At 70.4% G+C, this 7,107-nt stretch carries 9 protein-coding genes; 2 read left to right on the top strand and 7 right to left on the bottom strand.

Annotated elements, in window-relative coordinates:
* Positions 1-305: 305 nt before the first annotated feature.
* From FCN22_RS16765 to FCN22_RS16750, 4 genes are all read right to left on the bottom strand, one after another.
* Positions 306-815 (bottom strand): 8-oxo-dGTP diphosphatase, encoded by a 510-nt coding sequence (locus tag FCN22_RS16765; protein ID WP_137122703.1) that lies wholly within the window; start codon positions 813-815, stop codon positions 306-308.
* A 4-nt stretch (positions 816-819) separates the two neighbouring features.
* Entirely contained in the window at positions 820-1,350 is a 531-nt protein-coding gene (locus FCN22_RS16760; protein WP_137122702.1) for a 13E12 repeat family protein, read from the bottom strand.
* Positions 1,329-1,643, bottom strand: coding sequence for a hypothetical protein (locus FCN22_RS16755; protein ID WP_137122701.1), 315 nt, complete (start codon positions 1,641-1,643; stop codon positions 1,329-1,331). Before FCN22_RS16755 ends, FCN22_RS16760 begins: the two co-directional genes overlap by 22 nt.
* A 106-nt stretch (positions 1,644-1,749) precedes the next feature.
* Positions 1,750-2,343, bottom strand: a complete 594-nt coding sequence (locus FCN22_RS16750; RefSeq protein ID WP_137122700.1) for a helix-turn-helix domain-containing protein — start codon at positions 2,341-2,343, stop codon at positions 1,750-1,752.
* Positions 2,344-2,399: 56 nt separating this feature from the next.
* Here FCN22_RS16750 and FCN22_RS16745 point away from each other — a divergent pair, with 56 nt between their 5' ends.
* Positions 2,400-3,443 carry an NAD(P)/FAD-dependent oxidoreductase gene (locus FCN22_RS16745; RefSeq protein WP_202911639.1) on the top strand — a complete coding sequence of 348 codons (1,044 nt, stop codon included), beginning with the start codon at positions 2,400-2,402 and terminating at the stop codon, positions 3,441-3,443.
* Between the two features lie 97 nt (positions 3,444-3,540).
* Here FCN22_RS16745 and FCN22_RS16740 read toward each other — a convergent pair whose 3' ends face one another.
* The 3 genes from FCN22_RS16740 to FCN22_RS16730 all read right to left on the bottom strand — a co-directional run bounded on the left by FCN22_RS16740 (position 3,541) and on the right by FCN22_RS16730 (position 5,429).
* Positions 3,541-3,957 carry a hypothetical protein gene (locus tag FCN22_RS16740; RefSeq protein WP_137122699.1) on the bottom strand — a complete coding sequence of 139 codons (417 nt, stop codon included), beginning with the start codon at positions 3,955-3,957 and terminating at the stop codon, positions 3,541-3,543.
* 72 nt (positions 3,958-4,029) lie between these two features.
* Positions 4,030-4,851, bottom strand: coding sequence for a helix-turn-helix transcriptional regulator (locus tag FCN22_RS22570; RefSeq protein WP_137122698.1), 822 nt, complete (start codon positions 4,849-4,851; stop codon positions 4,030-4,032).
* Positions 4,852-4,940: 89 nt separating this feature from the next.
* Positions 4,941-5,429: a cupin domain-containing protein gene (locus tag FCN22_RS16730; RefSeq protein WP_137122697.1), complete on the bottom strand. Its 489-nt coding sequence runs from the start codon at positions 5,427-5,429 to the stop codon at positions 4,941-4,943.
* Between the two features lie 139 nt (positions 5,430-5,568).
* Here FCN22_RS16730 and FCN22_RS16725 point away from each other — a divergent pair, with 139 nt between their 5' ends.
* Entirely contained in the window at positions 5,569-7,047 is a 1,479-nt protein-coding gene (locus FCN22_RS16725) for a UDP-N-acetylmuramoyl-L-alanyl-D-glutamate--2,6-diaminopimelate ligase (protein ID WP_137122696.1), read from the top strand.
* Positions 7,048-7,107 lie beyond the last annotated feature (60 nt).

Genomic DNA, 7,107 nt, shown 5'->3' with positions numbered 1-7,107 from the left:
CACCACCACGATCACGACACACCTACACCCAGCGGCTCCTTGACCCCACGACACACCCGCTAACTGCGCGGCATTGGGGATAACCGGCTTCGCGGAGCATCAGGGCCGAGTCGGTCTCGGCGATCACCTTGTCCCGCCAACGCACGGTGACGGGCCCGGACGCGGGCTGCACGTCGATCGGATGGTCTGGACCGGGTTGCCGAACGGGCTTGTCGCTCATGCTCAGTGCAACGAAGGACCGGAACAGCACATTCCGCTGCCGGACCGGGTGGGTCCGGGGATCTCGGCGGGCCGATGACCGCGCCCTAACCGCGCCCTCCAGGCTCCTGCGTCGGCTCCGCCCGAATGCTGTGTTCGGCGACGGTGCGGTTGTCGGGACCGAAGGTGACCTCGACCGAGATCACCTCGCCGTCGAGGATCTGTGGCAGCCAGTAGCGGGCGTCGTCCCACATGGCCTCGAGCGGCAGGGTGTCGACCGGGTGCCACTCGGGCTCGATCTCGATGCTGCTGGAGGGCTGCCCGCCCCAACGGCGGGTCACGAAGACATCGACGGTCTGGCTCCAGGCCGGACGGTGCGGAAACGTGAAGACGACGAATCCCGCGAGCTCGAGATCGCTCTCCACCACCTCGATGTGTGCCTCCTCTCGCGCCTCCCTGATCACGGCTTGGGAGGGCGACTCCCCGGCTTCGAGGTGACCACCCAGACCGACGACACGTCCTGCCCCGAGGCCAGTCTTCTTGCGGCCCAGCAGCACCCGCGGCTGCTCACCGTCGTCGACGGCGAAGAGCAGGCAGGTGCGGATGAGCTCGGGCATGCCCTCAGTCTGGCAGGCAGCCTCTAGGTCCCTGACGCGGCGAGGAGCCGTTGGTAGTGGTCTTCGAGCCAGCTCGTGTCTCGCGGTGGTCGGCGGTGTGGTCGACCACGTGGTCGGCGTGTCGGATCAGCGCGTCGCACCATGGGGTGCGACAGGTGCGGTCGCGGAAGGTGAGCAGGTCACGCAGCGCGGGGCTGAACTCGCGGCGGCGGGCGTCCACGGCCGCCAGCGACCCGGCACCGGGACGGATGAACAGGCGGCGCACCCACGCGGCAGCGCTGGTGTCGCGGACCAGTCGGCGGGCGGTGGCCGCGGGGATGGGCCCGTAGCCGTCCACGTGGGCGGGCTGGTCGGCGGCCCCGAACAGGGTCTCGGGATCCATCACCAGGTTGACCGTGACCGGCACGTCGCTGGCTCGGTCGTGACCGGTGATCCGGGCGACCAGCTCGTCGGCCATGACCTGCCCGCGGGAGCGCTCGTCCCCGGCGGCTCGCGTCTGGTCGGCGATCTTGGTCAAGGTGGCGTAGACGGCCACGCCGTGCTCGAGGTCAGCACCTTGGCCAGGCCCAGGTGCTGCCGCCCGCGGAACGGTGACTCGCGCCGGGCCAGCGCGACCTGACCGGCGACCCCGCGCCCCCGCCGCACGGCCGGCACTCCGCGAGCAGCTTCGGCTTCGCGGGTTCGGGTGTCCAACGCGACGGCCAGCCGGGCCTGCCGAGCCGCGGCGGCGGACTTGAGCCGCTCCAACGCGGCCAGCTGGTCGACCAGCTCCTCGGCCGCTGGTCCTGCGGTGTCCTCGATCGCAAATGCCTCCAGCACTTTGTCCACAACGGATTCGATAAATCTGCGGACTTCGCCCTGGCGCTCCATCAGGCACCGATCGAGCGTCGTGGAAGCGTCAGCCGGAGTGGTTCCCGAGCGAACGGCATACGGATCAACGGGCGCTCTTCGGGCGGGCGCGCACGTGGGCGCGTTCACCCTGCTGTCCGAAGAGGACGAGGTATTCCACGGCGCCGGTATCAGCGGCGCCGAACCAGTGCGGGACGTGCGTGTCGAACTCGGCCGCTTCGCCAGGGGAGAGCACCAGGTCGTGCTCGCCGAGGACCAGCCGCAGCTTCCCGTCGAGGACGTAGATCCACTCATAACCCTCGTGCGACTTGGCCTCCGGACGGCCTTCGGCCGCACGGCTTTTCGCGGGAATCACGAACTTGTAGGCCTGGATGCCACCCGCTCGTCGGGTGAGGGGCAGCATCGTCATCCCGTGGCGTTTGACCGGCCGCAGGTGGATTCGGGGATCACCGGTCGGTGGAGCGTCGACGAGCTCGTCCAGGGTGACGCCGTGCGCGCGGGCCAGCGGGAGCAGCTGTTCGAGGGTGGGCCTGCGACGGCCGGACTCGAGTCTGGAGAGGGTGCTGACCGAGATGCCTGTCGCCGCAGACAGATCGGCGAGCGTCGTCTCCCGCTGCTTGCGCAGGGCCCGGAGTCGCGGGCCGACCGCATCGAGGGCTTCGTCGAGGTCGTTGTCCATGACGACAAGTTTGCCAGGTCAGCAAAGGAAGTTGCGCGTTTGGTGGAAGACGCCGCATGGTTCTCGTGGAGGTGGTCACGGTGGCCGAAGAACTGGAGAACAGGTATGACGTCGCGGTGGTCGGTGGCGGCGCCGCCGGGCTGGCCGGGGCGCTGATGCTCGGCCGTTCACGGCGGTCCGTCGTGGTGATCGACGCCGGCGAGCCGCGTAATGCCCCGGCCCGTGGGGTGCATGGACTGCTTGGACTGGAAGGGATTTCGCCGTCCGCCCTGCTCGAACGGGGGCGGGAGGAGGTCCGTGGCTACGGAGTCGACCTGCGCCAGGGTGAGGTCGAAGCGGCTGCTCGCGACGGTTCCGGCTTCGCGCTCACACTGAAGGACGGCGCTGCGGTGCGCGCGCGCCGCCTGCTGGTGACGACCGGTCTCGTCGACCAGCTGCCCGACCTACCGGGTTTACGGGTGCGGTGGGGCCGCGACGTGCTGCACTGCCCCTACTGCCACGGCCACGAGGTGCGCGACCAGGCGATCGGGGTGCTGGCCAGCGGGCCCATGTCGGTGCACCAGGCGTTGCTCTTCCGGCAGCTGAGCGCCGACGTCACCTACTTCACGCACACCATGCCCGCGCCGACCGACGAGCAGCACGAGCAGCTGATGGCCCGCGGTATCACGGTGGTCGAGGGCGAGGTGACGTCCGTGGAGTCGTCGGGGGATCGCCTGGTGGGTGTCCGGTTGGCCGACGGCACCCTGGCGCGCCGGGCGGCACTGGTCGTGGCGTCGCGGATGGTCGCGCGAGCGGGCTTCCTCAGCGCCCTCGGGCTGCGGCCGGTGGAACACCCCTCGGGCATGGGCCAGCACATACCCGCCGACCCGACTGGTCGCACCGAGGTGCCCGGCGTATGGGTCGCGGGCAACGTCACCGATCTCGCAGGGCAGGTGAGCACCTCAGCTGCGGCGGGGGCGATGGCCGGCGCCCAGATCAACGCCGACCTGGTCGGCGAGGAGACGGCACGGGCTGTTGCCGAGCAGCGCGACCCGTTCTCCGCCGACTCGGAGCAGCGGGTGTGTGAGCTGGTGCTCGGCGATCGGCGCCACGGCCAATGACCAGTGAAGTGGCCACGAGCTGGTCGCCCACGCCCCCATCCTCTCTGCGGCTCGACGTCCCGGCCGCGCCCAGGACGTGCCACGGAGGATGAACAGGTCAGAGGAACCGCAGCGACAGGCAGGTCTCCAAACCCAGGCGCGCCATGACAGCACGCTGGAACCCGCCGAACGCCGCCTGCGCGGTGGCACCGTCGATCACCTTCGGCCGGCCCAGCCGCCTTTCGGTGCCCTTCCACAGGATCGTGCACTCGCCTGCGGCGAGCACGTTGCGCACCCAGTTGGTCTTCGGTCCCCACGGCAGTGGGACCACTACGCCGCCCGGGACGGGCCGCACGACCACTGGCACGCTCAGCTCACGTCCGGACCGTCGGCCGCGGTGGCGCACGACACCCCACAGCGGGAAGGCCCGGTGCCCGGCCAATGGGCGGGTCAGTCCGATCGTGCGGCTGGCGACCCGCCAACCGAGGGTCGAGGGCGGGCGGCTGACGGGCGATCCTGCCGATCCTGTGCTCATGTGTCCATCGTGCGCCGCACCGCTGTCGCGGCACATCCCGGCAACCATGTACGGCGGTATGCCGGAATCCCGTCAGGCCAGGCCCTGGCGCACCGCGTAGGCCGTCGCGTCGGCACGTCCCCTGGCGCCGATCTTGCGGTAGAGGTTCGCGGCGTGGCGCTCGACCGTGTGCACGGAAATGTCCATGCGGGCCGCGATCTCGGCGTTGGAGTGGCCCTCGGCGAGGAGTCGGAGCACCTCGAGCTCGCGGGGAGTGGCGTGGACCTGTGAGGCCAGTTCCGACACATCGATCCGGCCCGCCTCCGCGAACAACGCCCTGGCCAGGGTCGGCGTGGCCGCGGTGCGGAACGACTCGGCGATCAGCCGCCCCGACTCCCCGGCCTGCCAGCCCAGCCAGGTGTGCGCGGCGGTCTCGGCAAAGAGGTCCCAGTCCTGGTCGATGAGTGAGAGCAGCGCCTGGGTCTGCTGAGGGCTCATCGAGTCACGAAGGCGCAGGGCGCCGCCGAACAGCACCAGCCGACTGACGCGCCGAGGGTGAGCCGCGGCATACGCGATGGCGGCCGGAACGGAGTGGTAGTAGCCCAACAGGGCAACCGGCTCGGGTCCGACAGCCTCGACGACGGCAGCAAGGTCGCGCAGCTGGCCGTCCAGACCGAGCCCGGCGTGGTCGACGCGGCGGTCCGAGGCCCCGGTGCCCCTGCCGTCATAGAGGATCAGGCGGAAGGACCCGGCCAGGCGCTCGTAGGCCCGGCGCAACGTCGGGACGCGCCACTGGGCGACGAGATTGCCCATGGAGGGCATCCAGATGAGAGGTGGTCCGACGCCCAGCGCCGTCCAGGCCAGGGTCACGCCGTCGCCGGTGCGGGCGGAGCGCAGCGGCGGCGGACTGGTCATGGTTGCAGTATTCCGGTCATCGGTCAGGCGGCTGGGAGTGGCGTGGTCGTCCCTCGTCGGCTCGCGCGACCTCGGTGCGCCAACGGTGCTCAGTCGACCCAGTGGTTGTCGTGCTCGATCGCGAACGCGGCGCGCTCGGCGTCGGTCAGGGTCTCGCCGGCGGCCATGCGCGCCAACCCCTCGAAGTAGGCCTCACGCGGCGCGCCGGGCGCGAAGTGCAGGAGCATGGACGCTGCTCCGGCCTCGTTCCTGAAGCCGTGCAGGCCACCGGCCGGGACGTGGACGAAATCGCCGGGACGGGTCGTGACCCAGCCCTTGCCGTCGAAGATGGAAACCTCGCCGGCCAGGACGTAGAACGACTCGGTCATCGTCTTGTGGAAGTGGGCGTCCGGTCCGCTGCGGGGCCCGGCAAACTCCCAGCGGTAGAGGCCGAACAGGCCCCCGGTGCCTTGGCCGGTGGCGAGGTAGTGCACGCGATTGCCATTGGGGTAGACGATCTCCGGCATCTCGCCGGTGAGGCGGATCGAGGCACTGATCTCACCGGTGTCTCGGTCGTAGATCGGTGGTGGGTAGCTCATGGAAACTGCCTACCGCACGGGCTCGGCCGCTGTCATGCCGATTCCGGGCCACCCCGGGCCTTGGGCCCTGACTCGCGCTGCGATCGAGGCTGACACCGGACGTGGGACGCCGCTCCTTCCGGCTTGCTAGTCTGCGGCGGTGAATCTGGACCGCTCCGAGCTCAGCCGCATCCTGGGCGTCGACCTCCCTGCAGGAGCGGACACCGTCATCGGCGTCACCCACGACTCCCGGGCGGTCGAGGCAGGATTTGCCTTCGTCGCGGTGCCGGGGTTCCGGTTCGATGGTGTCCAGTTCGTGCCCGAGGCGCTGCGGCGCGGCGCGTCCCTCATCGTCGCCGAGCGCGAGGTGCCGGACACACCGACGGTGGTGGTCCCTGACGCCCGCGCCGCACTGGCCGAGCTCGCCCGCGCCGTCCACGGCCATCCCTCCCGGGAGCTGGAGGTCTACGGCGTCACCGGCACCAACGGCAAGACGACCACGTCATACGCCCTCTACTCGATCCTCTCGGGCATCTACGGCGTCGACGCCTGCGGCCTGAGCACCACTGCGGAGATCGTGGTCGCCGGAGAGCGGGAGCCCGCCCTGCGGACCACCCCGGAGGCGCCCGAGGTCCAGTCGATGCTCGCCAGGATGCTCGAGGCGGGGGTGCAGCGCGTCGTCATGGAGGTGTCGTCCCACGGCGTGGCCCTGAAGCGGGTGACCGGCACCCACTTCGCCGGTGCGATCTTCACCAACCTCACCCGCGACCACCTCGACCTGCACGGGACGATGGAGACCTACTTCCAGGCCAAGCGCGAGCTGTTCGTCTGGGCGGACGGGCCTAAACTGGCCAACGCCGAGGACGAGTGGGGCAGGCGGCTCGCCTCCGAGATCGCCGGGACCAAGACGTTCGGCGGCGTGCCCGAGGCGGACTACCGCGTCGAGGAGGTGCAGTCGGAGCGCAACGGGACCCGGTTCGACCTGCGCCACGCCACGGGGGCGGTGACGTTGCACACGCCGTTGCTCGGCGCCTACAACGTGCTCAACGTGGCAGGAGCCGCCGCGTTCGCGCTCGAGATCGGTGCCGCTCCAGACGCCCTGGTCGGCGCGGTACGCGACATGGCCCAGGTACCGGGGCGGTTCGAGCGGGTGAGCACCGAAAGGGCGCTGCCCTTCGAGGTCATCGTCGACTACGCCCACACCGACGTGGGCCTCGCGGCGGTGCTCGAGGTGGCTCGCCAGACCGCAGCTGCCACGGGGGAGCACCCCCAGGGCCGGGTCATCTGCGTCTTCGGTGCCGCCGGTGACCGGGACAAGGCCAAGCGCCCCCTGATGGGCGAGGTGGCGTCGCGCCTCGCCGACGTCAGCATCGTCACGACGGATGACGCCTACTCCGAAGACCCGGTGACCATCGCGAACGAGGTTGCGGTCGGGGCCGATCCGGCGCGGACCACGGTGATCGTCGACCGGCGCGAGGCCATCCGTGAGGCGCTGCTGCAGGCCCGGCACGGTGACATCGTGGTGGTGGCCGGCAAGGGCCACGAACGGGTCCAGCACCTGCCCGACGGGGACGTGGAGTTCCACGACGCGACGGTGGTGGGCGAGCTTCTCGCCGAGCTCGGTCCGGCCGTGGCGTGACCATCTCTGCCGCCGGATAGCCAGTTCTTGCGTTCCTTTTAGAGCCGGCTAGAGAGTGGG

The sequence above is a fragment of the Segeticoccus rhizosphaerae genome (assembly GCF_005222685.1).
GTDB classification, from domain to species: Bacteria; Actinomycetota; Actinomycetes; order Actinomycetales; family Dermatophilaceae; genus Segeticoccus; species Segeticoccus rhizosphaerae.
This window is presented reverse-complemented; position numbering and strand designations above follow the sequence as displayed.

Coding starts and splice junctions, on each gene's coding strand:
- FCN22_RS16750 (WP_137122700.1), bottom strand. CDS start 2,343: ATGGACAACGACCTCGACGAAGCCCTCGATGCGGTCGGCCCGCGACTC.
- FCN22_RS16765 (WP_137122703.1), bottom strand. CDS start 815: ATGCCCGAGCTCATCCGCACCTGCCTGCTCTTCGCCGTCGACGACGGT.
- FCN22_RS22570 (WP_137122698.1), bottom strand. CDS start 4,851: ATGACCAGTCCGCCGCCGCTGCGCTCCGCCCGCACCGGCGACGGCGTG.
- FCN22_RS16745 (WP_202911639.1), top strand. CDS start 2,400: ATGGTTCTCGTGGAGGTGGTCACGGTGGCCGAAGAACTGGAGAACAGG.
- FCN22_RS16730 (WP_137122697.1), bottom strand. CDS start 5,429: ATGAGCTACCCACCACCGATCTACGACCGAGACACCGGTGAGATCAGT.
- FCN22_RS16740 (WP_137122699.1), bottom strand. CDS start 3,957: ATGAGCACAGGATCGGCAGGATCGCCCGTCAGCCGCCCGCCCTCGACC.